16 protein-coding genes are annotated in these 25,681 nt (G+C 60.6%); 4 read left to right on the top strand and 12 right to left on the bottom strand.

Going from position 1 to position 25,681, the window contains the following annotated elements; genetic code table 11:
- Positions 1–6,004: 6,004 nt before the first annotated feature.
- The 5 genes from trxA to JQN66_RS17715 all read right to left on the bottom strand — a co-directional run bounded on the left by trxA (position 6,005) and on the right by JQN66_RS17715 (position 11,508).
- On the bottom strand, positions 6,005–6,328 hold the full coding sequence (gene trxA / locus JQN66_RS17735) for a thioredoxin (protein ID WP_047120561.1): 324 nt from the start codon (positions 6,326–6,328) through the stop codon (positions 6,005–6,007).
- A gap of 24 nt (positions 6,329–6,352) precedes the next feature.
- The gene (trxB, locus tag JQN66_RS17730) at positions 6,353–7,321 is read right to left on the bottom strand and encodes a thioredoxin-disulfide reductase (protein ID WP_204676148.1); all 969 of its coding nucleotides are present in this window, start codon (positions 7,319–7,321) and stop codon (positions 6,353–6,355) included.
- Between the two features lie 100 nt (positions 7,322–7,421).
- On the bottom strand, positions 7,422–9,098 hold the full coding sequence (locus JQN66_RS17725; RefSeq protein WP_204676147.1) for a hypothetical protein: 1,677 nt from the start codon (positions 9,096–9,098) through the stop codon (positions 7,422–7,424).
- A gap of 129 nt (positions 9,099–9,227) precedes the next feature.
- Entirely contained in the window at positions 9,228–10,925 is a 1,698-nt protein-coding gene (murJ, locus tag JQN66_RS17720) for a murein biosynthesis integral membrane protein MurJ (protein WP_229777428.1), read from the bottom strand.
- A gap of 43 nt (positions 10,926–10,968) precedes the next feature.
- Positions 10,969–11,508: an NUDIX domain-containing protein gene (locus tag JQN66_RS17715; protein WP_188949308.1), complete on the bottom strand. Its 540-nt coding sequence runs from the start codon at positions 11,506–11,508 to the stop codon at positions 10,969–10,971.
- Between the two features lie 124 nt (positions 11,509–11,632).
- Here JQN66_RS17715 and JQN66_RS17710 point away from each other — a divergent pair, with 124 nt between their 5' ends.
- Positions 11,633–13,081 carry a CCA tRNA nucleotidyltransferase gene (locus JQN66_RS17710; RefSeq protein WP_188949309.1) on the top strand — a complete coding sequence of 483 codons (1,449 nt, stop codon included), beginning with the start codon at positions 11,633–11,635 and terminating at the stop codon, positions 13,079–13,081.
- A gap of 584 nt (positions 13,082–13,665) precedes the next feature.
- Positions 13,666–13,788 (top strand): hypothetical protein, encoded by a 123-nt coding sequence (locus JQN66_RS18645; RefSeq protein WP_268240079.1) that lies wholly within the window; start codon positions 13,666–13,668, stop codon positions 13,786–13,788.
- A gap of 241 nt (positions 13,789–14,029) precedes the next feature.
- Here the strand turns inward: JQN66_RS18645 and JQN66_RS17705 are convergent, their stop codons facing one another.
- The 7 genes from JQN66_RS17705 to JQN66_RS17675 form a co-directional block, all read right to left on the bottom strand.
- Positions 14,030–15,115, bottom strand: a complete 1,086-nt coding sequence (locus JQN66_RS17705) for an inositol-3-phosphate synthase (RefSeq protein ID WP_188949310.1) — start codon at positions 15,113–15,115, stop codon at positions 14,030–14,032.
- Between the two features lie 296 nt (positions 15,116–15,411).
- Positions 15,412–16,650 carry a DUF6716 putative glycosyltransferase gene (locus JQN66_RS17700; protein ID WP_204676146.1) on the bottom strand — a complete coding sequence of 413 codons (1,239 nt, stop codon included), beginning with the start codon at positions 16,648–16,650 and terminating at the stop codon, positions 15,412–15,414.
- Position 16,651: 1 nt separating this feature from the next.
- Positions 16,652–17,668 (bottom strand): hypothetical protein, encoded by a 1,017-nt coding sequence (locus tag JQN66_RS17695; protein WP_239464082.1) that lies wholly within the window; start codon positions 17,666–17,668, stop codon positions 16,652–16,654.
- 35 nt (positions 17,669–17,703) lie between these two features.
- Complete coding sequence (locus tag JQN66_RS17690) at positions 17,704–19,056, bottom strand: polysialyltransferase family glycosyltransferase (RefSeq protein WP_204676145.1); 1,353 nt, start codon at positions 19,054–19,056, stop codon at positions 17,704–17,706.
- Entirely contained in the window at positions 19,053–20,051 is a 999-nt protein-coding gene (locus JQN66_RS17685; RefSeq protein ID WP_204676144.1) for a glycosyltransferase family 2 protein, read from the bottom strand. Before JQN66_RS17685 ends, JQN66_RS17690 begins: the two co-directional genes overlap by 4 nt.
- A gap of 100 nt (positions 20,052–20,151) precedes the next feature.
- Positions 20,152–21,045, bottom strand: coding sequence for an N-acetylneuraminate synthase family protein (locus JQN66_RS17680; RefSeq protein WP_053799271.1), 894 nt, complete (start codon positions 21,043–21,045; stop codon positions 20,152–20,154).
- Positions 21,046–21,056: 11 nt separating this feature from the next.
- Positions 21,057–22,253 carry an acylneuraminate cytidylyltransferase gene (locus JQN66_RS17675; protein WP_204676143.1) on the bottom strand — a complete coding sequence of 399 codons (1,197 nt, stop codon included), beginning with the start codon at positions 22,251–22,253 and terminating at the stop codon, positions 21,057–21,059.
- Between the two features lie 289 nt (positions 22,254–22,542).
- Between JQN66_RS17675 and JQN66_RS17670 the strand changes: the two genes are divergently transcribed.
- Together JQN66_RS17670 and JQN66_RS17665 are read left to right on the top strand one after the other, a co-directional pair.
- Positions 22,543–24,057 (top strand): glycosyltransferase family 87 protein, encoded by a 1,515-nt coding sequence (locus JQN66_RS17670; protein ID WP_204676142.1) that lies wholly within the window; start codon positions 22,543–22,545, stop codon positions 24,055–24,057.
- A complete protein-coding gene (locus JQN66_RS17665) occupies positions 24,054–25,481 on the top strand; it encodes a phytoene desaturase family protein (RefSeq protein ID WP_204676141.1) in 1,428 nt (475 codons plus the stop codon). The genes JQN66_RS17670 and JQN66_RS17665 overlap by 4 nt, the downstream gene beginning before the upstream one ends.
- Positions 25,482–25,681: the final 200 nt, after the last annotated feature.

The raw sequence follows: 25,681 nt of genomic DNA, 5'->3' as shown, positions 1-25,681 counted from the left end.
AGTGCGGGTCTTATTCCTTGGGCACTTTGACGCATGAACCAGGCTGGAAAGCTGCCATCTGGTCAGAAGCAGATGCTGTCGGTCGAGCAGGACGCACCCTCGAACATTAGTCTGCGGCACCGAAACAGAGGAGCGCGCTGTAGCTGGCAACAAACTCTGCTGATCGACAGTAAATTTCTCGGATGAAGAGTTAACCGTAAGTGGAACACCGGCCCGCACGAAAGATGTAGACATCGGATAAGGCAGGGGAGAGTAGCTACGGTTGGCGAGTCGACTGACCTGCGCGATACACCGGACAATTAAAGTACCGCCGGCCATGCATGTAGTTGCTCTGTCGAATCTTCCATGCATGGCGCTACTACCTTTAAGTGAAGCTCGGATGAGTTTGTACCATAATCTGCCCCGAGGGCCACTGGAACTGCACACAGCGCCACTACGATCCCCAAAGCCTCCAACCCCATGTCTGAGGGCGTCCAGGGGCCCTCAGCGGCCTCCTGAGCCGCACAGCAAGGTGTTGCCGTCCTTATGCGTCGCCCAGGGAGTTGCTGCTTAGCTGGAAGGCGATACGGCATCCTCTGATTCCATCAACTTTTGGGTAACGCTGACGCTTTTCCCGCTCACCACCAAAATGATCGAGAACTGACTTCGGAGCATCTTCGGGCCTTGCTTTGGGCTGCTCAGTTTCATGCGCAATTTGGCGTAAGCCCGCCACGGATGAAGACCGAACTGGTGTCAACCCAGGTCGAAATAACAGCGGCAAAATAGCAGGGGCAATTACTAGTTGAGTAGAGTTCTCTGGATTCTTCCCAAGATGATGCACTTCCACAGTGGACTATGAAGCCAAGATCAAAGCAGTAAAGATGGACTCATCCTCTCGGCAATGAGTACCTCTTCAAATATTTCGCTGGCTAGACACTGCTGAATATTTGACTCATTGAGAGCCACTAATTTTGTCGTTCAGAGCCACTAGCGGAGAACAGTATTATTGCCCGTGAGTGCCACCCAGCATTGACTTTCCGATCCGCTTTCTGTCGCTGTTTTCTCTCCGTAGGTGTCAGTGTCCCTAACACGGCCTGCGTAGGAGACGCGGGGTACCACTTCGTCCGTGTGATTTGCAGTCAAGGTGATAAGGGCCTTACATCTGCAGCACTAGCGGTCTCCCAAGGCCTGAGCGCCGGTCTACGCTCGACTCGGCAGTTTTAGTGGCCTTCAGCGAGCATTCTTCCTGCCCGTTGTTAGGACGAAACCATTCCCCTGAACAAGGACAGGTAGGCCACAGTGAGCAAACGTGTCATTGCAGCGTGCGGCGCGAGACAAGTGGCCTACGCGCTTCCGTAGCACGAGTACCGTTTCATTCGTCCGGTGCAATGTCTGCCAATTCGCTAGCCAACGTGCCAATCAAGCAGGTGGATCTGAACAACAATATATGGGTGGCTCCGAACCGTAATAACGGGTGGCTCTGATCGGGAATAATGGTGGCTCTCAAAGCTTCGAATATTCAGTCTCCTTCACATTGGAAAAGATTTGGAGGGGAGATGCTGACAGCAGGGGAGTAGCCTTGGCACCATCAATCCAACGCATTCTGAACCTCTCACATTTACCCGACGGGGTAGCTTCTGCCCGTATCAAGTATCTCCAACTGTTCAGCGCAGGACATCGCTCGGCCACGCCAGCGAGATTCTTTCCTGCGCACGGTGGAAGTAGCATCCTTGCATAATGAAGCAATTTTTTGAGCAGTCGACTTTTGCAGTGAACATCTGCAGGTATTGCTGAAGGAAGGTATCTCAACAATGCTCATCTGGGCTACTAGGGGTGGATTACGACCCGAAGATTCCAGAGATGTTCGAATACACAGAACCAAGAGCTCTGGTAGATAGTCTTGTGAAATTCAATGAGTTCCTTTTGGCGGTCTGATGAGTTTGGCCTATCAGGTGGGGCTCGGCACACCATATGCCGCATTCCCGCTGGCAACTCTACGGCTTCGCGAATCTTCCGTTAGAAGATTGCCTCCGCCCCGAAGATGGAGTTGATGTTTTCGGCAGTCGTTCTTAAGAATCGAACATGAGTTTCAACTTCCATTGATCTGAAGGGATGAACGCATATCGGTTGCCAGCCCGATGAGTGATGCCCCCTCACCTTAGGAAATCGATTCTTTGAATGCTGTTGGTAACCGAAGCGAACTATGGAAATGAGATGGTCGGTCTTCTTCGGGCAGTCTTTCATCTCGTTCAAGACTGGCCACGCAAAAAGAGGTACGAATTTTACGAGATACTGGCCAGGGAGTTTTCTGCCGTGTTCAGCTAACTGAGTCACAGAAGAAGTGCTGGTGCCTTGGTTGAGTTGTGTCTGTGAATCGGACACAGCGATTGCTGCTATCGGGCCACTAGAAGTTCGCCTCTCTCACTGCTGCCCGCCTAGCTTCCAAAATGCGAAGAGAAAGATCGCTGATAAGTTATTCCGGGTGCGGCCGTCTCTACCATCGCTATTGTTGGACCGACATTTCCTGCTAAATTCGCAGGCCTGGATAACTTACATGCGCATACCGGTTCAGGGACAAAATTATGAAGACTGCTCCGTTGTGTAGATCCCGTTGCCTACGCGCGTTTCCTTTTTCAGTTTGGCAACTTCTGATGGGAGAGAGATCCCAAGGAATCTTTATGATGGGCAAAGGGGAGCTGATTTAGAAATGAGCTACTGTGGCCACGCGAGTGCTGTGCTGAGTTGGACTAGAAGCAGATGGAGTCGTAGCCAGGACAAACTACATCAGATCTACCCGAGGTGGATATTTGAACTTCAACGTAGCCTGTCCGTGCTCATTAGTTTGCCTCTTAATATTCATTGTCGCGCTCAGAAGCTCGTGGAGAGTGATCTGCGGCGTCTGAGCGCTTCGTAGCGCCTTCCCCTAGCAGTGGAGCCTGAAACATCGCAGAGGAGCACTCAGGCGGGCTGAGAGGGCTGCTTTGGTATTCGACCTGCATCGGGCTCTCCGCTGGTATGACCAGCGGGTAATTTCAGGAAGCAATTCGATCGGGAATCACGTTTTGGAACAGCCGGAGATGGGAAGAATTCTGGTTCAAGGAGATGACGCTAACTATGATCGACACGGCTGGCTTAGGTTGCGCGCAGGAGAGAATCTCCGTGGAAAGAAGGTTTCGACAGCGAACCGACTTGCTTGCGGCTGGTCGTAGGATTGGCTTTTCTGCGCGGACACCAACGACCGGAAGTAGGCTGACGCCTGCAATGCGGGGAATCTGGCGGCCAACATACGGCTGACTCCGAGACTTCCTCACAGTTGCGGTGGTGCCGGCAGCCGCATCCCGCGGGAAATCAGGCCAAGAAGGCTAGTACCTTGCCGGCTGCTGGGTAGCTTTCTGGGCGGAACGATGGGCGGCCCATGAAGCGATATCTTGGAATGGTGGCGGGAGGATCCGGCACCCGTGACTCATTTTGCGACTGCGCCGCGATCCACGATATTCCCAGCGCAGCACGTGAAGCCCGCGAGCTTCCCAAGGTGTGGTTGTACATGCAGTCCGCCTCGACAGCCTTCCGCCAGGGCTTGGGGGAGTGGTTGACCTTCACCATGGCGCTCCGAGGCTCCGAGGCTCCGAGGTGCCGATCCGCGGTGCGCGGCACTGGCCTACTGGTTCAGGACGGAGACTCTATGCTGCCATTTGAATCAGAGCATGTTTCACGTGAAACAACACGGCGAGGTGCCGGCGGCCGGCTAGTCTTCCGCGAGGAGTTTCACGTGAAACATCATCATTCCCGCAGCCCCGGTCTGGCCCGAAACATGTTTCACGTGAAACAGATCCGTTGAAGCAATCGTGACTGAGCGTGCACAGCATGCGCCAATAAGGTATCGACGTCAATCGTGTTTCACGTGAAACAATGCAGGGGAATGGCCCATTAGCAAGAGAAGCTAAGGGTCCGGTCAACATAGGCAGATACATAGGTCCACTCCTATGAACACTTGAAATGCGCGAATGATGCGAAATATGAGTGCCAATCAAGGTAGCAGTCGCCATAAGGACACAGGTGTACATGTCGTCAAATTTGCGAATCACCGAACGCAGGACAGCCTGGAACTAATCCATAGAAGCTTATCGCCACACACACTGGGCATCATGATGGAATGAATGGTTGCCGTAAGTATGAATGCGATGCCAACGGTTGGAAGTGCCATTCAACAGCAAACATCGAATTGCGGCAACGAACAGATTCACCTATCCCGACAGCGTTGTCGAAGCCGCGAGCGTGCCAACGTGCATGAGGCGAACTCAATGAGGATTTCGATGGTTCGCGGCGACGACCTTGTCCTGCACAGGAGATGGGAACTCATATTTGGATAGATTGCTTGAGGAGAGTTTCGGTCCAGAAGGCTGTGCGGGCCATGTTGAGCCTAGAGCTGCAGCGTTGCCAGCGACAGTTTCCCAGAAACCTCAAAAGGATACAGACCAAGAACGGGAGTGCATACGTCTTGTTGTGGAAGGCGGCAAATGACTAGCAGATTTCAATACCAGGGTGACAACGAGTTCTTCGGTGGCAGTTTTCATGCTTGCATAGACCGTACGCAGAAGGCGTAGGCATTCTGCACGCGTCACCGGGTCAAAAGTGAGTATTCGCTAAACTCGACGAGTGTATTGAATATTAGGATGTTTGCGAACCACCAATACTGCCGTTCAGAGCCACCTGCCCACTTTATGCACTCGCAAAAGACTCGGCGGACATTGCACCGACTCGACTCAACGATATCCGCGCTCCGGAAGCCCAAACGCTTATTGAGCCGCACCGATCCCCATGTGTGCACATTGACTCGCAGCTGCCGACCTGGCCATTTTTATTGGAGATTGGTTTCTGCCCAACGACGGGCATGAAAATACCCATCACTGATGGTCGATAGATTTGTGCCGGCGCGCGAAGACCACTCCTAAGGTCTAGGAAGATTCCTGCGGCAGCAGATGCAAGGACTCTCATCGCTTTCGCTGTAAATCACACGGAAGCAGTGGCAGTCGGAATCTCCTGCGCAGTCAGTGCTTGGGGGAACAGTGGTCAGGAGTCTAAACAGCGGCGCGTGGTGGCTCTTAAAGAGAACATCTGGTGCCCCTCACCGACAATAATGTTGTTCTCCGCTACTGGCCATGAACGGCAATATTGATGGCTCTCGACGATTCGAATATTCACGCATCGGGGAATCTTTGGGCCGACGATCTTAATTGCTGCCAATTATATGAACTCGGTGTTGAGCCATCGGGCACCGATACAATGACGCTGAGGATTGCAGGCTTGGTCGCGTCTTGAGTGACCAAGTTTCGGTAGCCTTTGCTCAAGGCATACAAGTTCCGGACCCAGAATGATTTCGTTTTGATGGCCTAAGAAATTCCGCTCTCTTTCAATTGTGTTCCAGTTATGTGGGGTGGTGCGGGCAAGCCCTAGGACGCAAAGGCTCTATGGGATTGAGTGAAATCGTTTACTGGTGTCATGGCTAACTTTGCAGGTACGGGTCTTTTCCGCTTGGAATGGCGGCAGGGAGGTCCCGATATCGACTGTTCAGATATCCGGACGGAGTGTTCGCTCGACGGTGGCGGGAGTTGGTAGCTCGTAGGGGCCAGGGCATTCCGAACCAATACAATCAGCATCCTGCCAGTTCGAGATCAGAACAATGCGATTCACCAAGATTCGGCTGCCTGCGGATTGGAGCCGCGGATCAGAATCTCCTATACGACTGGCGGACGAGGTTCTGTCGACTTTGGTGAAAGCCTGCATCAACTGCTTACAGTTATGCACAGCTGGCACGGACGACAACGAGAGATAAAGGATCACCTCTTGTAGTTCAATGAAAAACAAGCGTATGAATATGTTTAACCGGAATGATGCGCGTAACGTGTCTAAGATAGAACGCCTCGCTCACTCGAACAATGGTAAGGGCAGTTGAGATCCCTTTTAGACAAAAAAGTGGTGCGGCGGGAACAATTCCCGCCGCACCACTCAAAATGCCGGCTACTGGCTACAGGTAGGCTGCAAATTCTTTCTCGATGACAGCCTTGGGCTTGGCACCCAGGGAAGAAGCTACGTGCTCGCCGTTCTGGAACACGAACATGGCTGGGATGGAGGTAATCCCGTACTTGGCGGACAGGGCCTGGTTCTCGTCGATGTTCAGCTTCACGACGGTGACCTTTTCAGCGTGCTCTTCAGCGATCTGGTCCAGGATAGGGCCGAGCTGGCGGCATGGACCGCACCATTCTGCCCAGAAGTCTACGATGACCGGCTTGTCGGATTCCAGAACCTCTGCCTGGAACGTTGCTTCGGTAACTGCTTTAGCGTTGCTCATGAGATGCAACCCCTTTCTGAGGAATTAGTTTGCGGCTTCTGCCGGGGTCTTGACGTTGGCCAGGAAGTGCTCGACATCCTGCGCCGCTGCGCAGCCTGAGCCGGCAGCAGTGATGGCCTGACGGTAGGTGGAATCGATGACGTCGCCCGCGGCGAACACGCCTGGCAGCGAAGTCTTGGAGCTGCGTCCGTCGACGGCGATGGTGCCTTCTGCAGTCAGCTCAAGCTGATCCTTGACCAAATCCACGCGAGGGTCGTTACCGATGGCCACGAAGACACCGGTGACGTCCAAAGTGGACTCTTCTCCGGTGTTACGGTTTTTGACGACTAGTCCGTTGACCTTGTCCTCACCGTTGATGCCGACAACCTCGGAGTCCCAGACGAACTCGATCTTCTCGTGCGCCAGGGCACGGTCAGCCATGATCTTGGAAGCACGCAGCTCGCTGCGGCGGTGCACGACGATGACCTTGGAAGCGAACTTGGTCAGGAACAGTGCTTCTTCCATGGCCGAGTCGCCACCGCCGATCACGGCGATGGTCTGTTCGCGGAAGAAGAAGCCGTCGCAGGTAGCGCACCAGGAAACGCCGTGTCCGGACAAGCGCTTCTCATCGGCCAATCCCAGCTCGCGGTATGCGGAGCCGGTGGAAACAATGATGGAACGGGCACGGTACACAGTGCCGTCGGCCAGCGAGAGGGTCTTGATCTCGCCTTCTAGATTCATTTCGGTGACATCGTCGAAGAGGATCTCAGCACCGAAGCGCTCTGCCTGCTGCTGCATGTTGTCCATCAGGTCCGGGCCCATGATGCCCTGCGGGAAGCCCGGGAAGTTCTCCACGTCCGTGGTATTCATCAGCTCGCCACCGGCGGTTACGGAACCTGCAATCACCAAGGGATTCAAGTTTGCTCGCGCGGTGTAGATCGCAGCGGTGTAACCGGCAGGGCCGGAACCCACGATGATTACGTCGCGGATTTCATCGTTCTGTACTGAAGTCACGGGGGTAGAACCCTTTCGTTCTTATAATGCGAGGTGGATAGCGAGGGCTAACCTCACTATCCACCTCAACGCATTGCTTTGGTAAAAAATTCCGCGCGTGTTACTTGGCGGAGAATTCGCCGATCTGCAGACCGTATGGACGATCAGGATTGGCACCCGAGGCCCGGCGAGGCAGATCGGTGACATTCAGGAAGATGTACTGGCCTTCCATGAAGTCCTTGTCCCCATCCTTGACCGGGACGGTGACCGATGGGCCGGAGAAGGAACCCTTGGCCACAGACGTGGCGCTGCCCAGATCATCCGAGCTGCCCACGAGAATTTCGTAGGCGCCACCGGTGGCGTTCAGGCCATCCAGCGAGATCTCGGAAACAGCCGACTTTTCTTCAAGCTCGAGGATGAAAACCATGTTCGAGGCGAATCCGCCGAAGTTGCCTGTCGTGTAGGAGAAGGACTTGTAGCTGCTCGAGGCATTCCCGTCAGTCATCTTCGACAAAGTATCGTCGGTTGCCGAATTCAATTCCTGATTGCCCGGAACCAGTCGGGAGACGTCGGCGACAGCAGGAGCCGGCAGTGACGGGGTCTCGGATTCCTCCGGGGTATTGGACTCACCCGGGGTGGTTGGAGCTTCGTTGACGGTCGGGGCCCCGTTGTCATCCGCCTGGTTGTCCTTGTCGCCGCCCAGGAAGTTGAAGGCAAAGACCACGCCGATGACCAGAACGATCACTAGTACGGCACCGACCAGCAGGCGGGTGCCGCGCGAGGTGCTCTCCTCCTCGTCAACCTGTTCGACGGCCTGGTTCTGCACCGGAGCGTTCTTGGCCGCTGCCGGGAAAGTCGAGGCCTTGGGTGCAGCTGCGCTGGCCGCACCCGCTGCAACGCCGGCAGCCGCCGCTGCAGCCTTCTTCTTGGCGTCGCTCGAGGTAGCGGCAGGCTTGGGCTGCTGGGCCTGGGGCTGCTGCTTCTGCTGCTGGGGCCTGGATTCTTCCGGTTTGGCCTTGGGAGCCTGGCCCTTGGACTGTGCCGCGGCGGCCAGGGCAGCGGTTGCGGTGACGTTGGGCTCGACCTTGTCGTCCAGCCGCGTGACCTTCGGCTTGGGAGCCTCGGGCTGCGCAGGAGCCACCGGGGTAGCGGCGGTCGGAGTCACCTGGACATTCGGAGCGGTCTGGTCGTCGATATCGGCCGGAGCCGCATACTGCTGGCCGTCGTCTTCCTGGTAGCCGGAATCGTCGTAGACGTCCTCGGCAGACTGCTGCTGGTTCTTCTTGCCGAAGCGGTTTTTGAAGCCGGCGAAGCCGTTGGACAGCGCGGTGCCGACCTTGCCCTGCTGTTCGGACGCGTCCTCGTAGCGAAGGTTCTCGTAGTACTCGTCATCGTCCGCGTAGGTCTCCGGGACGGACTGGCGCGATTCGCCGAAGATCTCGGTGCCCAGGGTGTCGGTGAAGAACGGCTCCACGTACGGCGCCTCGTCGGTTTCCAGCACCAGATCAAGCATGTCCGACGAACGGGCCACGTTGGCGACCAGATAGGTCTGATTTGAATCGGTGATGCCCAAGTCAAGAACCTGGACATTGGACGTACGCTCGCCCATGGCGATTTCACGGGCGCTAGTGGCCAGCTGGGATGAATTGTGAACCGAAGCCACCATGATGCTCACCGCGCGGTTGAGCACCTGATCGATGCCGCTTAGGACCAGATCGCCTTCTGCGGATGACAAAACGGTCTCGGTGACCTGGTAACGGCCGCTGAGAACGGAGCCGACATCGATTGGCTGCGACACGTGCATCTCCAAGGGGTTGGTTTGCGGTTCGATGGCAGTGAGGCACCGCCATCTGCCATGTTACCTGCCGATGTCGGCGGATTGGTGGCTATTTGGGCAGAATCACCTTGGTTCTTCGCGGCGCCGCTGCTAGCGCTTAAGTCCCGGGATTCGGCGCAGCAGGGGGCCCAGGAACCCGTCCAGTTCCGGAACCTTGGTCTTGTAGAGCAAACCGATGAAGACCACGGCCATCACGCCACCCACGACGATCACGGTGATGATGGCGGTGATCAGCGAATCGTAGGCGAATCCGAAGTTGAAACCGCCCATGAACCACAGCACCAAGCAGCCCACCAATGCGGAAATGGTTGCCATCCAGCCGATGCGCACGTAGGTGTCGATCACCCGGGTGATGCCGTAGTCCCCGTACCTGTGCTTGACCAAATAGTGTGTGCCGATGGCGCCGAGCACGTTGGTCAGGCCGTAGATGAAGGCGATGGCCGCGGCGATGTGCAGCGGGTCGACCACGGCGGCCGCGGTGAAGGCGAGCACCAGACCCAGGGCGGCGGTGGCAGTCTGGATCAACATGGGGGTGCGGGTGTCCTCATCGGCGAAGAACACGCGCAGCATGAAGAACTGCAGGGACTTGAACGGAAGGCCCAGCGCAGTGAGCACCAGCAACTGGCCCAGCGCTCCGGCGGCCTGGGCGGCGTATTCGGAGTTGCCGGCGAAGAGACGCCCCAGCGGACCAGCGAGCACGATGAAAACCAGCGTGCAGAAGATGATGGGTATGGCTGTCGAGCGCATTCCCTGGCTGAGCAGCCCACCCACGTCATGCCGGCGGTTCTCGTGGAAGGCCCGAGTGAAGTCGTTGAACAGCACGGTGGCGACGGTCAGCGCGAACAGCGAATGCGGCAGCACGGTGATCAACTGAGAGGTGTTCAGCGCGTATTCGCCGGCCACGGAGGCCGCCTGCTCCGCAGGCAGCTCGGTTCGGGCGGCCGTCGCAGCGGAGACGATCTTCGAGTACAGCAGCGAGGAGACGTTGCCGATGACCATGGCTGCCAGAGTCCAGATGGCCAGCTTGCCCACGTGGCGCAGGCCCATGCCACGCCAGGAAAAATCGAGTTTGAGCTGTAGGCCGGTCTTCTTCAACGGCCACAGCAGCACTACCGATTGCATCATGATTCCCAGTGTTGCGCCGCCGGCCAGCCAGATGGTTTTGCCGGTGGTCCAGGTATCCATCGGGTCCCCGGAGGAATAGGCGCCGAAAGTGATGATGAATGCGCCGATGACCAGCAGCTGGATGATGTTGTTGACCGCCGGGGCCCACATAAATGCGGCGAACCTGCCGTTGGCGTTGAGCACCTGGCCGAGCACGGCATACAGGCCGTAGAAGAAGACTTGGGGCAGCGACCAGTACGCGAAGGCCGTGCCCAGCACAATCATCGGTTCGGTCCAGTTGTGGGTCAGCGCCACGATCAGGGGCCTGGCGAACAGCGTGAGGACCAGTGCCATCGCGCCCATGACGACCATGGTGAGGGTGATCAGTTTGGAGGTGTAGGCGGCGCCCCGGTCCGCGGCCTTGGATGCCTTGATCAGCTGCGGGATCAGCACCACGTTGAAGATGCCGCCGGCCAGCAGCATGAAGATGATCGTCGGGATGACGTTCGCCTTCTCGAAGATGTCCGCCACCGATGTCACCGATCCGATGGCCAAGGCCAGCAGGGCAGTGCGCACGAAGCCCAGGATTCTGGACACCAAGGTGCCGGAGGCCATCAGGGCATAGACCTTTGACCTGGAGCCGCCGGAGGCAGCCGGGGTTTTGGCCACTGGTTCGGGAACCATTTCCAACGCTCCTGTTACCGGTTGGTCGGAGCCCTGAAACGAATTAGGAACCTGAGACATACTTCGTTAGAACCTCGCGTGCCAGTTCTGCGATCCGGCGCTCATTAGGGAAGGACAGGCGTTTGCCCAGGGCATCGAGCGGCACCCAGGCAACATCCACGGCTTCGTGATCTGGATCGTTTTCGATGGTCAGATGCCCGCCGGTGGCTTCCAATAGGAAATGGTGTACGGTCTTGTGCACCCGGTAGTTAGTCACGGTGAACCAGTAGTCAACCGAACCCAAGGGTGCGAGGATCTTGCCGGCGATGCCGGTTTCCTCCTCGATTTCGCGGATGGCCGCTTCCTCGTTGGTTTCTTCGCCCTCCGGGTGCCCCTTGGGAAGGCACCATTCCAGGCGCCCGCCGCGGTTATACCGAGCGATGATCGCCACCGGAAAATCCGGTTTTTCGAAGTCGATGACGATGCCTCCGGAGGAGACTTCCTCGACGGTCGGCAGACTCGTATGACCGCCAGTTGCCTGCGCGCGGGCCATTGACGCAGTCAACGGCGTGCGCTTTGGGGCAGACGGGATCGGTCGGTTCATGGATCCACTCTATCTAGAAAGTGCCCTCCTTCGCCTTATCGACGTGGGCAAGTAAGTGATCTCGCTGGCAATGTCACTGATTTTTGAAGCAAACTTGCGGGATTTCTGGCACGCTTAAGGAACTATGCATGTACTCCCCACTCATGACGCACTGCGTCAAATCCTGCCCTCGGTCATTTTTGAGCTCGCCGACCGATTCGTCCGGGCAGGTCATGAGCTATCCCTGGTGGGCGGTCCGGTCCGCGACCTGTACCTCGGCCGGGTTTCACCCGATCTCGACTTCACCACCAGTGCACGGCCCGAGGATACCCTGAAAATTATTGCCGGCTGGGCAGACAATACGTGGGATGTGGGTCGGGAGTTCGGCACCATTGCCTTCAAAAAGGGCACATACACGCTCGAAGTCACGACCTACCGAGCTGATGCCTATGACAAGGATTCACGCAAGCCGGTAGTGGCCTTCGGCGACAACTTGCATGATGATCTTTTCCGCCGCGACTTCACCATGAATGCCATGGCCTTGCGTCTGCCCGAGCTAGAGCTGGTCGACCCGTTCGACGGTGTCTCGTCGCTGACCGACCAACAGATCAGGACTCCCGGTTCGCCGGATATCTCCTTCTCGGACGATCCGCTGCGCATGATGCGAGCGGCACGTTTCGCTTCGCAACTGAAGATCGAAGTGAGCCCGGAAGTGCGCCAGGCCATGAGTGAAATGACCGACCGCATCGAGATCATCTCCGCAGAGCGCGTGCGTGATGAATTGGTCAAGCTGATCAACGGAGCGGATCCCCGTGCTGGCATCGACCTGCTGGTGGATACCGGTCTTGCCGATCGCGTCCTGCCCGAGGTGTCCGCCCTGCGTCTGGAAATCGACGAACACCACCGCCACAAGGACGTGTACCAGCATTCTCTGACGGTGCTAGAACAGGCCATGGAACTGGAAACGGACGCGGAGGGAGCCGTTCCGGGCCCGGATTTTGTTCTGCGTTTCGCTGCGCTCATGCACGATGCGGGGAAGCCGGCAACCCGGAAGTTCGAGCCTAGCGGCGCGGTGTCCTTCCGCCATCACGACATGGTTGGTTCCAAACTGGTCAAGGCGCGCATGCGCGCCCTGCGCTTCGACAAGGACACCACAAAGGCCGTGGCCCGCTTGGTCGAACTGCACATGCGCTTCTACGGCTACGGCGATGCCGGGTGGACCGACTCGGCGGTGCGCCGCTATGTCACGGATGCCGGCAGCTTGCTGGAGCGGCTGCATCGCCTGACTCGTTCGGATGTCACTACGCGCAATCGTAGGAAGGCAGAGCGGCTCGCTTTCGCCTATGACGATCTCGAGGCACGCATTGCAGCCATTGCGGAGCAGGAGGAGCTTGATTCGATCCGCCCGGACTTGGACGGCGAACAGATCATGGCCATCCTCGGAATTCGCCCGGGCCCCGTCGTGGGGCGGGCCTATAAATTCATGCTTAATTTGCGTCTTGATGAAGGCGTGCTTGGTGAGGAAACTGCCGGTGAGCGGCTCCGTCAATGGTGGGCACTGCAACCGGAGGCGCAAGCGGGAGTTACTGAATAGTAGCGTCTGACTAGTTCAGCAGCGAAGAGCCGGATTCCCCACAGGGAATCCGGCTCTTCGCATGCGCGGCTGAAATTTTCTTAAATAAAATGTTGAAATAGCTAGCGTGCGTCTCGTCGTGCATGTATGCTGAATATTGTGATTGGGAAGTCTCAATGAGAATTTCGAATCGAAAAGTTATCCGAACACAGTCTCGCGTTGCACGCGATTGACTCAGAGCAGATTTTAGGAGGTGGGACACGATGAATATGAATCAGACTTATGTGATCGATCGCCCGGTGCGATTCGGCAAAGGCATTTCTGCGCCCAACGGCCATCGCTTCGTCTCCCCAACCTCCGGAACAGCGGACTCCTAAGATCATCTAGGTATCCAGACAAAGTTCCTGAGGTTGAAAGTCAGTAATCGACTCCCACCTTAGGAACTTTTTCATGTCTGCTCCACTTTTCGCCACGGCAGCCCAACGTGCAGTTCGGACCTCGGAACTAATCTTCGCTGGACCGGAAAGCCTGAAGGCTCGTGCAATCTCTACTACCCGTCAAGATCTTCCTGCCCCTTTGATGCTGCGCGAAGGGAGGGAAAGCAAATGACCAAACGCCAGGACAAGCGCAAGATCAACTACCTTGACAGCGCCGAATTCAGCCGCAACATGCGCCAGCGTGAGTTGAAGAACCACGTGCCGCCAGAAATGTACTTCCGCATTCGATAGATGCTGATAACGCCATTACCGTTATCAGCACCATTGAACCTAGGAGTACATCATGAACTCGCCGATCAATTCTCAGAGGCCCGCCGGCCTGCAAGCCGGCGGGCTTCCCGCATTAAGTGCCAAATACGGCCGCCAATCGGAAATAGACCAGCCATGGTTTTGATTCGGGGGTTGCGGGCAACAAAAAAGCAGCCGGTGCTGGAATCAATGATCCCGGCACCGGCTGCTGATTCAATGAGGCTTAGCGCTCGATGTCGCCCCGGATGAAGGCTTCGACCTTCTGGCGGGCGCTTTCATCGTCGTACTGCTCTGGTGGCGACTTCATGAAGTAGCTGGATGCCGACAGGATTGGTCCACCGATACCACGGTCCAGTGCGATCTTGGCGGCGCGCACAGCGTCGATGATCACGCCGGCGGAGTTCGGGGAATCCCAGACCTCGAGCTTGTATTCCAGGTTGACCGGGGCGTCGCCGAAGTTGCGGCCCTCAAGGCGCACGAACGCCCACTTGCGGTCGTCAAGCCAAGCAACGTAGTCCGACGGGCCGATGTGCACGTCGTCCTCGCCCAGTTCGGCCGAGGTGTTGGAGGTGACGGCCTGGGTCTTGGAAATCTTCTTGGATTCCAAGCGGTCGCGCTCGAGCATGTTCTTGAAGTCCATGTTGCCGCCGACGTTCAGCTGGTAAGTGCGATCGAGCACCACGCCGCGGTCTTCAAAGAGCTTCGCCATCACGCGGTGGGTGATGGTGGCGCCAATCTGGGACTTGATGTCATCGCCAACAATCGGGACGCCTGCATCAGTGAACTTCTGGGCCCACTCAGGGGTGCCTGCGATGAAGACGGGCAGGGCATTGACGAAGGCGACGCCGGCGTCAATGGCGCACTGGGCATAGAACTTTGCGGCCTTTTCGGAACCAACCGGCAGATAGCAAACCAGTACGTCGACCTTGTCGTCCTTCAGCGACTGGACGATGTCGACCGGCTCGGCCGCCGACTCTTCGATGGTCTCGCGGTAGTACTTGCCCAGGCCATCCATTGTGTGGCCACGCTGAACGGTCACGCCCGTGGTCGGGACGTCAGCAATCTTGATGGTGTTGTTCTCGCTGGCGAGGATTGCCTCGGACAGATCGAGGCCAACCTTCTTGGCGTCAACGTCGAAGGCGCTGACGAACTGCACGTCGCCGACGTGGTACTCGCCGAACTGCACATGCATTAAACCGGGAACGGTGGAATTTGCATCGGCATTCCGGTAGTACTCGACACCTTGGATAAGTGAAGTGGCGCAGTTGCCTACGCCAACGATGGCAACGCGAATCGGGTTCGCCGACACATGAACTCCTTATTGAAATGTATAAACCTCCGGGCAACTGGGCGCGCAGAAGACGCGGCACAGAGATATGCCCCTATTGATCTTAAGTCCTTAGGGCCCTGAAACATTCCCGGAATTGCCGGTAATCACAGTAGGTCAACGAATCGTGCCCTGAACACGGGTCAGATCAGATCAATGTTGTAGTTGCCCATGACGGCGTTTCAAAGGTACTTTGTACAGGGCTATAAATAAGTTTAATAATGACACTGCCGAGGAATTCAAGGTCAAATCAATGTCAGTATCAAAATTATTTTTGTTCATGACGTGGATCTGAGATTCTTTCGGCCCTGGCTGTTCAGGAATCTTCTTATTTTCTGCAACATGCGCACTACGGGCGTGGGAAGCACCGTTCGCAGCCGCTGACGCATCGGTGGGTTTCTGATAAGTGCAAGAACTTCTGGGTTGGTCGTCAGTCGTCCTTTGCGGGCTTGTGAGGCCAAAATCGCCATCGACTCGTTGAAACTGCCGTCCATGCGGTGAAAATAGTTCTCCCGCAACCAGGCCTTGGTGGGAACCGCGAAAGAGAGCGCTTCAAGATCCTGCATGGATCCAAGAATATTCGAGCCGCGGAAGACTTCATTGATCATTTGCTCGTTCACTCCGAAATCGGAGAGGATCATCGTCGGAAGGCCCCGGTCGAGTGATTCGAGTGCGGCGGTCGATGACACGGTGACCAGAGCGCTGCGGGGTGTCAGTACATTGGACATGGTGCCGGTTTCGAACCGTAGGTGGGAATTCGGTCCCAGCCTGCCGGTAGCCTGCAACTCGTTGCAGAGCTGATCATAGGGAAAAGCTTCAAGGTGGGTTTGCGGTTCTCCCGCGCGGGCCCTCAACTTCACGATCACCTCGAGGCCGGGGTTCAACCGAGCGGTCCGCTCGAGGGTCAACAGGATCGCTTCGCGATCCTCGCGGGTGAAAGGCACCTTCGCCTGCGGAGCAAAAACGACCCTCTGGATCTCCCCATGCGGTTCCGGTGGGAAACCCGACGAATGCAGGAAGGGCAGCTTGCTGACCATGATCGTTGGCTGGTGTCCTGGTTGTTCCTCGGTCATGAAGGAGAAATCCCGGGCTTCTGCGTGGGAATGGCAGATGAACGCATCTCCGGCACGGCGGTAGTTCCACCCCTTGGCCGTCGCAGGGTAGGCGACACCCGGTAGTGCGGAGATCAGGGCGGTACGGCGGGCCTGCGCCGGCTCCGTGCGCAGGATCCGAGCATAGGCATCGGCAACCACCGGACCGGTGGCCGCAGCGAAGACGATGTCTTCGGGGATCGACTCCGCATTCAGCTGATGCAGGGTCATGAACTGCAAATCCTGCGGATCAAGGCTCGTGCCGTCAAACGCTGCGGCAATTTGTTCCTCGGTAGGCATTACCGGCGTTCGCACCAAGGCAACCCGCCTGTCCCATGCCGGGCCGAGCCGGTCGAGAAAGGTCACGGCCAGCTTCAGGTAGGAATCTGAATCGGCGATGGCGAGAATGGAGTGATTCGCTGACATGTCAAACCTTCAAGGAGCTGGAAAGGTGTTCGCGCAACGTCACCGGGGTCGACTCAGTCCACCATGATTCCGGGACTGCTTGGGGGTAGAGCTGACGCGCGTCTTTGCCCAGCAGAAGGCGCAAGGACGGGATGACGGTCGAAGGCAGTGCGCGGATCTCCTGGCCGGGCCGCAGCTCACGCAGCCGCATTTCGATCGGAACCGTGTGCTGCTTGGGAACAACGTTCTTGATCTGGCTGATTTTCTCCAGAAATTCCGTGCTTTCGCGTCGGTGCGGAAAATAGGCGACCGGCCCGTCGGCGGCGATGGAACTGATCCATTCGCGGTAGGGCTCCTCGTGGATCAGCCCGTCGGCGACCATGGCGGAGCCGATCAGGAGCGTCGGCTCGGTGAATCGTTCGGCCACCGGCTGGGTCGAAAGCCATTCAAACTTGTGCTGCGCGAACTTGATGCCCAGCTCGGCCATGCGGCGCTGGGTCGCAGGGGAAACCAGCAGCGCGGAGACGATCAGCAGCCGCCCTTCGCGGGCCAGCTGGCGCAGCCGATGCCACATGGCCAGGCCCATGGCGCTGCGCGCCGCGGAATTCCTCGCTCGAGCGCGGACCAGCGGGGTCGGTTCCCCGGCCACCAGCTGGTTGATCAGTGCCAGCGTGGCCAGGCCGTCATCGATGATGATGACTTCTTTGGCCTTCACCCCGGCCAGCAGTGCCCGCTGGACCTTGCCAGAGTAGGCATCCCCCGCGACGAAGCGGTCAGTGGAGTATTTCGGTGCAGGCGGCCTGCGGGAAGCACGCATGAATTCCACGCCGGCCGGGGCCTTCGACAGCAGCGCCTGGGTCGTGGCTTCCAGCGGCATGCCCTGCCTCGGCACGATGCGTACCTCGTGGCCCAGCAGCCCGGCCGCGTGGGTTTCCACCGCGGAGAGCAGCTGCAACGGGGACTCCACCCAGACCGCGGCCGCACCGAAGCGCGGTCGCGGCACCTCGGAGGTATCGCGGCGGGACAGGTTCATGGACATGGAACAGGCGATTCCTTCGCTGCGGACGGCGGAAGTCATTGGGCCAGGCGGCTCAGCGACTTGGACAAGGAGTCTAACCCCTTGGAGCCGCGGCGCAGCACTTGGCGCGATGCCCCGCGAACTTTCGAGGGCAGGCTGCGGCGGGTGGGCAGGTGGACCCAGCGCGGCGGCAGCTCCAGCTTGGTGATGCGGCGCCGCTTGAAATGCACGGAATACTCGGCGTAGTGCTCGTCCAGGAAAGCGGACGCTTGCTCGCGCAGGTGCGGGACCCGGGCCGACTGCATGCAGAAGGAAACGGCCGCCAGCAGGCGCGACAGCATGTCTTCTCCGGCAGGAATTCCGCTGTCGCGGGGGAGCGGCAGGTCCTGGACGAACAGTGCATGGATGATTGACAGCGGGATCCGGTTCGAATTCTCGTACGGCGCCAGCGCCTGCAGCATCATGCCGGTGCCCACTGCGCGCACCTCGGTGCCCAGGATGTAGCGGGCGGTCGCCAATCCCGTGGAGAAACAGGAGACCACCAGTTGCGGCCGGGCCAGCGCGATCACGGTTTCGGCCAGGTGGTCGGTGCGCAGCAGTCGGAATTCCAGGCCAAGGTCCGCGGCGGCTTGGGCCAGCCGGACGGCGGCGGTGGGGCTGGCGGACGGATGGGCCTTGAACAGCACGGTGCCGAGCCCGGCGTGGCCGACCTCGCGCAGCATCTGCAGGTGCAGCTCGAATTCCTCCTCGGCATCCAGCAAGCCCAGGGAGCCCAGGTACTGCCCGAGCACCAGCGCCGCTCCCTGCGGCAGCTCGAGGGCCGCCTGCGCGGCCAGCTGCTCGAACACGGCGGCCAACGCGGAAGCCGGCAGCACCTCGCGCAGCGGATTCAGCTCGGCCAGCAGCGCCGGTTCAAGCCCCGGCACCAGGTCAACGTGGAGGGTGCGGGTGATGCGCTGGCGCAACGGCATGGCCAGTCGGTTGCGGGTTGGCCCGTAGGACATCAGCCCGTCCGAGTGCACCCAGATCTCCGCGTCGAAGAAGATCCTGGCCAGTGCCTGCGATGGATTGACTTGTATGGATTCAAGCACCAGTACCAGCGGCTCGTCGTCCAGGTCCCAGGCGTCGCGCAGCAGGCGCTCGAAGACCAGCAGCTCGTCCTCGCGCGGGTTGAACTGCGCGGGGCGGCGCGGGGCCATCAGCTGGGCGTAGTCCACCACGCGGTCGAAGCGGGAGGCCAGCTGCTCGAAACCGGGGGCGTCCTGCAATGGGGTGGTCAGCTCCGGCACCTGGGAACCGTTGGCCAGCACCAGGATGCGCTCGTCGGCGGCCGGGAGCAGGCCGGCGTCGGCCATGGCGGCCAGGGAGGCGAGCTGGAAGTAGCTGCTGGCCTCGACTAATGCGATCACTTTGCGGCTCCGATCGTTCCGGGCTGCAGGAAGGAGAGGATGTGCCGGCGTCGGGCCACATCCATCTCCAGCGCCACCTGCAGGGCGGACTGCGGGTCGATCGAGGTGAAGACCTGGCGCAGCCGCTGTTTCATGGCCAGCCGCACCGCCGGCGGGTAGTGCTTGGCGCGCTTCTCGTGGTGGCAGACGATCGCGAAGAATTGGCGCAGCGCCTTGGGCAGGTGGCGCTCGGCGTCAGGGTGGCTGCGCACGGCGGACAGGATCCGCTCGTAGGCGCGGATGAACCCGAGCTGGCGTTCGTCGAACACCTGGGTCAGTGAACCGGGCAGCCCGCGGCGGTAGAACACGCTGGGGGAGGAGACCACGGCGTAGCGGGCGGTGTCCAGATGCACCTTCCACAGCCACAGCCGGTCCTCGGCGCTGCTCAGGTCCTCGTCGAAGTAGAACAGGCCGCGCTGGCGCATCAACTCGGTGCGGTACATGCCCGCCCAGACGAACGCGTAGTCGACCATGGAAGGCGAATCGATCGGCTCGATGTCGTCCGCCGGGTTCAGCGGCATGCCGCGCAACGCCTGCGGGGCGCGGTGGATGACGCGGTTGGTGCCGGTGACGCGCACGTGGTCGCTGCGCACGAAGTCCACATGCAGCCCGGTCAGGGCGTCGGCCAGCACGGACAGGTGCTCGGGGCTGTACCAGTCGTCCGGGTCCAGGAAGGTGAAGTACTCGCCGGTCGCCCGCTGCAGCCCGGCATTGCGGGCCGCGGAGACACCCGCGTTCTGCTCCAGCCGGATCAGCTGGATCCCGGGCAGCGAGTCGCGGAAGCTGTCCGCCAGCGCGGCGGTCGCGTCGGTGGAGGCGTCGTCCACCACCAGCACCTCGAGGTCCCAGCGGCCCAGCTTCTGCCGGGCCAGCGAGGCCAGCGCATCGCAAATATACGCCTCCTGGTTGTAGGCCGGGATGACCACGGAGATGCGGCCGGGGGTCAAGCTCGTCATTGCTGCTCGGCTTCCTTGTATTCGGTGCTGACGTCGGTGGGTAGCATCCGGCGGCCGGACCGGGATGGTCCGGCCGCCGGATATGCGGTGCGTGTGCTGCTTAGCCGTCGACGCGGCGCAAGCGGGACAGCGGTGCCAGCTCGCCCGGGAAGACCTTCTTGACGCCGTCGCCCATGGCTTCTTCCAGGATGCGGATGTCGCGGATCAGCGCGGCGAAGCCCTTCGGCTCGAGGCTGGACGCCTGGTCTGAGCCCCACATGGTGCGGTCCAGGGTGATGTGGCGCTCCACGGTCACCGCGCCCAGGGCGACGGCGGCCAGCGAGATCTGCAGGCCGCGCTCGTGGCCCGAGTAGCCCACCGGAACCTGGTAGCGGTCGCGCAGGGTCTCGATCATGCGCAGGTTGGCCTCTTCCGGAGGCAGCGGGTAGGTGCTGGTGGCGTGCATCAGCACCAGGTTGTTGGTGCCCAGGGTCTCCACGGCCTTGTCGATCTGCTCGATGGTGGACATGCCGGTGGACAGGATGATCGGCTTGCCGGTTTCGCGCAGGGCGGTGAGCAGCTCAATGTCGGTGACCGAGGCGGAGGCGACCTTGTGGGTCACCGCGCCCTGCTCCTCCATGAACTCGACCGATGGGACGTCCCATGGGGAGGCGAAGGCGTGCAGGCCCTTGGAGGCGGCGTAGGAGATCAGTTCCTTGTACTGCGCGGCGTCGAACTCCACGCGGTAGCGGTAGTCCATGTAGGTCATGTCACCCCACGGAGTGGAGCGGATCTTGTCGCGCATGTCCATCGGGGTGGAGATCTCCGGGGTGCGCTTCTGGAACTTCACCGCGTTGGCGCCGGCCTCGGCGGAGATGTCGATCAGCTGCTTGGCGATTTCAATGTCGCCGTTGTGGTTGATGCCGATCTCGCCGATCACGTAGACCTGCTGTCCTGCGCCGAGCAGGTTTTCGCCGATGGCTACCGGCTTGATGTCAGTGGTAATAGAGGTCATGGTATTGCCTTTCAGTGGGTGAAACTTGGGAAACTTTTGGCTGCGGCTTCGGCGTCGCTGCGGGCTGCGAGCACCAGCTCGGCCACCTCGCGCACCGCCCCGTGCCCGCCGTTGCGGGACAGGTTCAGTCGGGCCGCCTGGGCGACACGAGGCTGGGCGTCGGCGACGGCGACCGGCCAACCGACCAAGGCCATGGCGCCCAGGTCGTTCACGTCGTTGCCGACGTAGGCCACGCGGGCCGGGTTGATCGACTCGTCGGCCAGCCAGCGGGCCAGGTATTCGGCCTTGTTCTCGATGCCGTGCGCCACTTCGACCTTCAGCTTGGCGGCGCGGGCGGCGACCACGGGGTTCGTCTCCTTGGACAGGATCAGGAACTTCACCCCGGCGGCGCGCAGCCGGGAGACGCCCATGCCGTCCGAACGGGAAACCCGTACGGTTTCGGTGCCGAACTGGTCGACGTAGGCGGTGTCCGGGGTGTGCACCCCGTCGAAATCGGTGACGACCGCGTCCACCAGCACCGGGTCCGGATGCTGTTCCTCCTGCAGGGAGGCCAGCAGCAGGTCCGCTTCGGTGTCGATGTCGATTCCGTGCTCGGCGGGTACCTCTTGGATCGCGACCCGGCCGAAGAATCGGTGGTTTGCTGCCAAGAATCCCGTAGAATCCATGGCGTAGAACGCGCCGGTTTCGCGGAAACGCGGCTCGCGGTCCTGGCGGCGCGGACGGACCGACTTGTCGTGGCCTACCGCCTGGGCGAGCCCGGCGGAATCCAGCGACCAGTGGAATCCATGGTCCGCGACGGCGGCGAAGCTGACGTCCAGCTCGCCGCGCAGCACCCGGTTGACTGCCGCGTCGAGATCCGTCGGATCGATGAACGGGCTGGTGCACTGGATGAAGACGGTCGCCTGCGGCAAGGCCGGTTCGCGTTCAAGCACGTGAACCAGGACGGATTCGCTGGTGGCGGTATCGCCGGCGATTTCTGCCGGGCGGTCCACCACGCGGGCCCCGTAGGACAAGGCTTCGGCCTTGATCCCGGGATGGTCGGTGCTCACCACAACATCGCTGACTGACGCTGCGGCCTGGGCGGATTCGATGGCGCGTCCCAGCAGGGACTTGCCATGGATCCGGCGTAGGTTCTTAAGCTCGATGCCCTTGGACCCTCCCCGTGCGGGGATGATCGCCAGGACCTGCGGCTGGTTGGTGTTGCTCACGGGTTCGACGTTAATCACCGGAGTTAACCATCCGGGGGCACTCGGGTAAACGCAGGGTGAAGTGCGGGTTTAATTACCTGCTGGTTTGCTGAAAGCCTTGTCAGCAACCATTTCGATGCCATGTTCCGGGGGCAGGGGCGGGGTTCGGGCGGCTCCTGCCCGCCCGCGCAGGACCGGTCGGGCCCTGCGGTGTCCTGCACGCCGCGCCCTCCGTAATTTTGTGAACCCAAGTGATGAAACAGTCGCTGGCAGCACCGTTCAAATAGGCCGAGCTACTAGGCTGGAGGGTATGCGCGAGTCAAAGCAGCCACAGTCCGCCCGGGGCCCGTTGCGGATCACCGTGCCCTCGAGGGCCGACGGTTTCCTGCGCCAATTCACCGCAGTGATCGGCGGCCCGCTGGGCAGGCACAGCGACCCCGGACGGGTGAATCCCGGATTCTTCACGGTGGAACGCGTGCTGATCCTGATGACCGTCGCCGCATCGCTGCTGATGCTGCTGGCCAAGAACCCCTGCCGTCTCAACGGCTGGGGCGGCAGCAACCCCTATGTCTACGCCTGCTACAGCGACTGGGTGCCGCTCTTCGGCGCCCGCGGCTTCGCCGAGAACCCGTGGGTGCCCTTCTCCGCGCAGGCGCAGTTCGAGTATCCGGTGCTGATGAGCGCGGTCGCCTCCGTGGTGGCCTGGCTGGTGCCCGAGGGGGCCGCCAACCGCTCGCTGGTCTACTTCGATATGAACCTGCTCCTCGTGGCCATCCTGTGGATCGTCACGGTTGTCTGCACGCTGCGCATGGGAGGCCGCCGCCCGTGGGACGCCGCGATGGTGGCCATTGCCCCGGGCATCATCCTGGCCGGGAGCATCAACTGGGACATGTGGGCCGTGGCCCTGCTGGCCCTGGGCATGCTCAGCTTCGCGCGCCGGCACACCGTGCTGGCAGGCATCCTCATCGGCCTGGGCGCCGCCATGAAGATCTACCCGTTCTTCGTGCTCGGCGCGGTGCTGGTGATCGCGGTGCGCACCGGAAAACTCAAACCCTTCTGGGTCACGGCCGGCACCGCGACGCTGACTTGGGCCCTGGTCAACCTGCCCTATGCGCTGGCCTACCCGGACTCGTTCAAGCACTTCTTCGCCTTCTCCTCCGAACGCGGCGCCGGCTTCTCCAGCTTCTGGCACGTCTGGAACCTGCTGGCCGGCAAGTCCGAGGTGCTCGAGCCTGTCAACGCCGAGCAGATGTCCTTCTGGGGGCTGGCCATCTTCTTCCTGTGCTGCGCGGGCATCGCGGTGCTCGGCCTGGCCGCGCAGCGGACCCCGCGGCTGGGCTCGCTGGCATTTTTGATCGTGGCCTCCTTCGTCATGGTCAACAAGGTGTATTCGCCGCAGTTCGTCGTCTGGCTGATCCCGCTGTTCGCCCTGGCCCTGCCGCGCTGGCGTGAATTCGCGATCTGGATGCTGGTGGAAGTCGCCCACTTCTACGGGCTCTGGTTCTACCTGGACTCGCTGGACGCCGACGACATCCACAAGGTGTTCCCGGAAAACGGCTACATCTTCCTGGTCCTCGCCCACATGCTGATGCTGGCGTACCTGATGTACCTGGTGGCGCGTTCGGTGCTCGATCCGCGCCGCGATCCCATCCGCGCAGTGGGACAGGACGACCCGCTGGCCGGCCCGTTCGCCGGCATGCCCGACGCCTTCACCCTGCGCGGCTCGAGGGCCTGCGGGGCCCGGAACCCGCAGAAAGAAAAGGAACCAGTGGAATCCACAGGCCATCCCGAACCCGCATCGACCACCACGGGACCCACCGCATGAGCGCCGTAGCGGTCATCGGCTCCGGCCCGAACGGGCTGGCCGCCGCCGCGGTCGCCGCCCGTGCCGGGCTGGACGTCACCGTGTACGAGGCCAACGACACCCTGGGCGGGGCGGCACGCACCCAGCCGCTGGGCGGGTCGGCGGTCCGCTTCGATTTGGGCAGCGCGGTGCATCCCATGGCCCTGCAGTCCCCGGCGATGCGCGAGCTGGGGGTGCTGGACGCGGTGGACTTCATCATCCCGGAGCTGTCCTTCGCCCATGTGCTCGACGACCGCACCGCCTACGCCTGGCGGGACCTCGAGCGCACCGCGCAGGATCTGGGCGCCGGCGGGGCGCTGTACTCCCGGCTGCTGTCTCCGCTGGTGCAGCGGATGGACGAGCTGGGCGACACCCTGCTCAACCCGCTGCTGAAGGTCCCCTCGCACCCGGTGACGCTGGCCGCCTTCGGCGCCAGCACCCTGGGCGGCATGGGGCTGAAGGACCTGTTCTCCTCGAAGCACGAACGGGCCGCGGCGCTGTACGCCGGTTGTTCCGCCCACGTGGCCGGGGGATCGCGCGGCCCGGCCAACGCGGGTGCGGGATTGTTCCTTGCGGCGGCGGCCCATGCCAAGGGCTGGCCCATTCCGCGCGGCGGATCCCAGGCGATTTCCGATGCGCTCGCCGAACAGGTCAAGGCCCGCGGTGGGCGCCTGCGCACCGGCCAGCGGGTCACCAGCCTCGGCCAGCTGCCCGAAGACATCGTCCTGTTCGACACGTCCGCGGAGATGGCCGGGCAGATCGCCGGAAACCGGCTGCCGTCCAAGCTGTCCAAGGCGCTGGCGGCCACACGTCGGTCTCCGGGCAGCTGCCTGGTCCATTACGTGCTCTCGGAGCCGGTGCCCTGGAAAGACCCGGTGCTGGCGCAGGCCGGGACCGTACACCTGGGCGGGACAGCCGCGCAGGTGGGCCGCGCGGAGCGCGAAGCCAAGCACCGCGCGCCGGGCAAGCCGTTCATGATCGTTTCCCAGCCTTCGGTCTTCGACGGCTCGCGCGCGCCGCACGGCCGGCAGGTTCTCTGGGCCTACTGCCATGTGCCGCTGGGCTCCCCTGCGGACATGAGCGGACAGATCCGCTCGATGATCGAGGCCGCCGCCCCGGGATTCAGCGAGCTGATCATCGAATCCCATGTAGTCACCGCGCAGGGGCTGGAAGCGCAGAACGCCGCGCTGGTGGGCGGCGATCTGTCCGGCGGCACCATGGACCTGTTGGGCAGCATCCGCCGTCCAGTGATTTCAACCGATCCCTGGTACCTGGGCAGCAAGGGGCTGTACCTGGTCTCCTCGGCAGTCCCGCCCGGACCATCGGTCCACGGCATGGGAGGGTTCATCGGCGCCAAGTCGATGCTGAAACGAGAATTCGGCATCACTTGGGAGGATTCCATCTAAGAGACGGTGCCAACAGGAAACAGCTGGTTCTGAAGGCTTTCGATTGGGCCTTGCCTCCCACCGATGAGGATGACGAAGCCCTGCAGCATGGACGTGACTAGGGGCTTACGCAAACAACCTGACAATCTCGGGAGGGCAGGCGCGTGACCTTCTCGTGTAAACGGTTCCCGGCAAACCCTGCTTAACGCTGTCCGTGGCTG

Origin of the sequence: Glutamicibacter protophormiae, assembly GCF_016894325.1 — a bacterium.
In the GTDB taxonomy this organism is placed as follows: domain Bacteria; phylum Actinomycetota; class Actinomycetes; order Actinomycetales; family Micrococcaceae; genus Glutamicibacter; species Glutamicibacter protophormiae.
The sequence above is the reverse complement of the archived record's forward strand: the minus strand, read 5'-3'. Positions and strand labels throughout refer to the sequence as shown.

What these genes read in the sequence shown, in the direction of transcription:
- trxA (WP_047120561.1), bottom strand. Translation starts at nt 6,328, where the DNA reads ATGAGCAACGCTAAAGCAGTTACCGAAGCAACGTTCCAGGCAGAGGTT.
- JQN66_RS18645 (WP_268240079.1), top strand. Translation starts at nt 13,666, where the DNA reads ATGACCAAACGCCAGGACAAGCGCAAGATCAACTACCTTGACAGCGCC.
- JQN66_RS17715 (WP_188949308.1), bottom strand. Translation starts at nt 11,508, where the DNA reads ATGAACCGACCGATCCCGTCTGCCCCAAAGCGCACGCCGTTGACTGCG.
- JQN66_RS17710 (WP_188949309.1), top strand. Translation starts at nt 11,633, where the DNA reads ATGCATGTACTCCCCACTCATGACGCACTGCGTCAAATCCTGCCCTCG.
- JQN66_RS17700 (WP_204676146.1), bottom strand. Translation starts at nt 16,650, where the DNA reads ATGTCAGCGAATCACTCCATTCTCGCCATCGCCGATTCAGATTCCTAC.
- murJ (WP_229777428.1), bottom strand. Translation starts at nt 10,925, where the DNA reads ATGGTTCCCGAACCAGTGGCCAAAACCCCGGCTGCCTCCGGCGGCTCC.
- JQN66_RS17685 (WP_204676144.1), bottom strand. Translation starts at nt 20,051, where the DNA reads ATGACGAGCTTGACCCCCGGCCGCATCTCCGTGGTCATCCCGGCCTAC.
- JQN66_RS17695 (WP_239464082.1), bottom strand. Translation starts at nt 17,668, where the DNA reads ATGTCCATGAACCTGTCCCGCCGCGATACCTCCGAGGTGCCGCGACCG.
- JQN66_RS17680 (WP_053799271.1), bottom strand. Translation starts at nt 21,045, where the DNA reads ATGACCTCTATTACCACTGACATCAAGCCGGTAGCCATCGGCGAAAAC.
- JQN66_RS17670 (WP_204676142.1), top strand. Translation starts at nt 22,543, where the DNA reads ATGCGCGAGTCAAAGCAGCCACAGTCCGCCCGGGGCCCGTTGCGGATC.
- JQN66_RS17665 (WP_204676141.1), top strand. Translation starts at nt 24,054, where the DNA reads ATGAGCGCCGTAGCGGTCATCGGCTCCGGCCCGAACGGGCTGGCCGCC.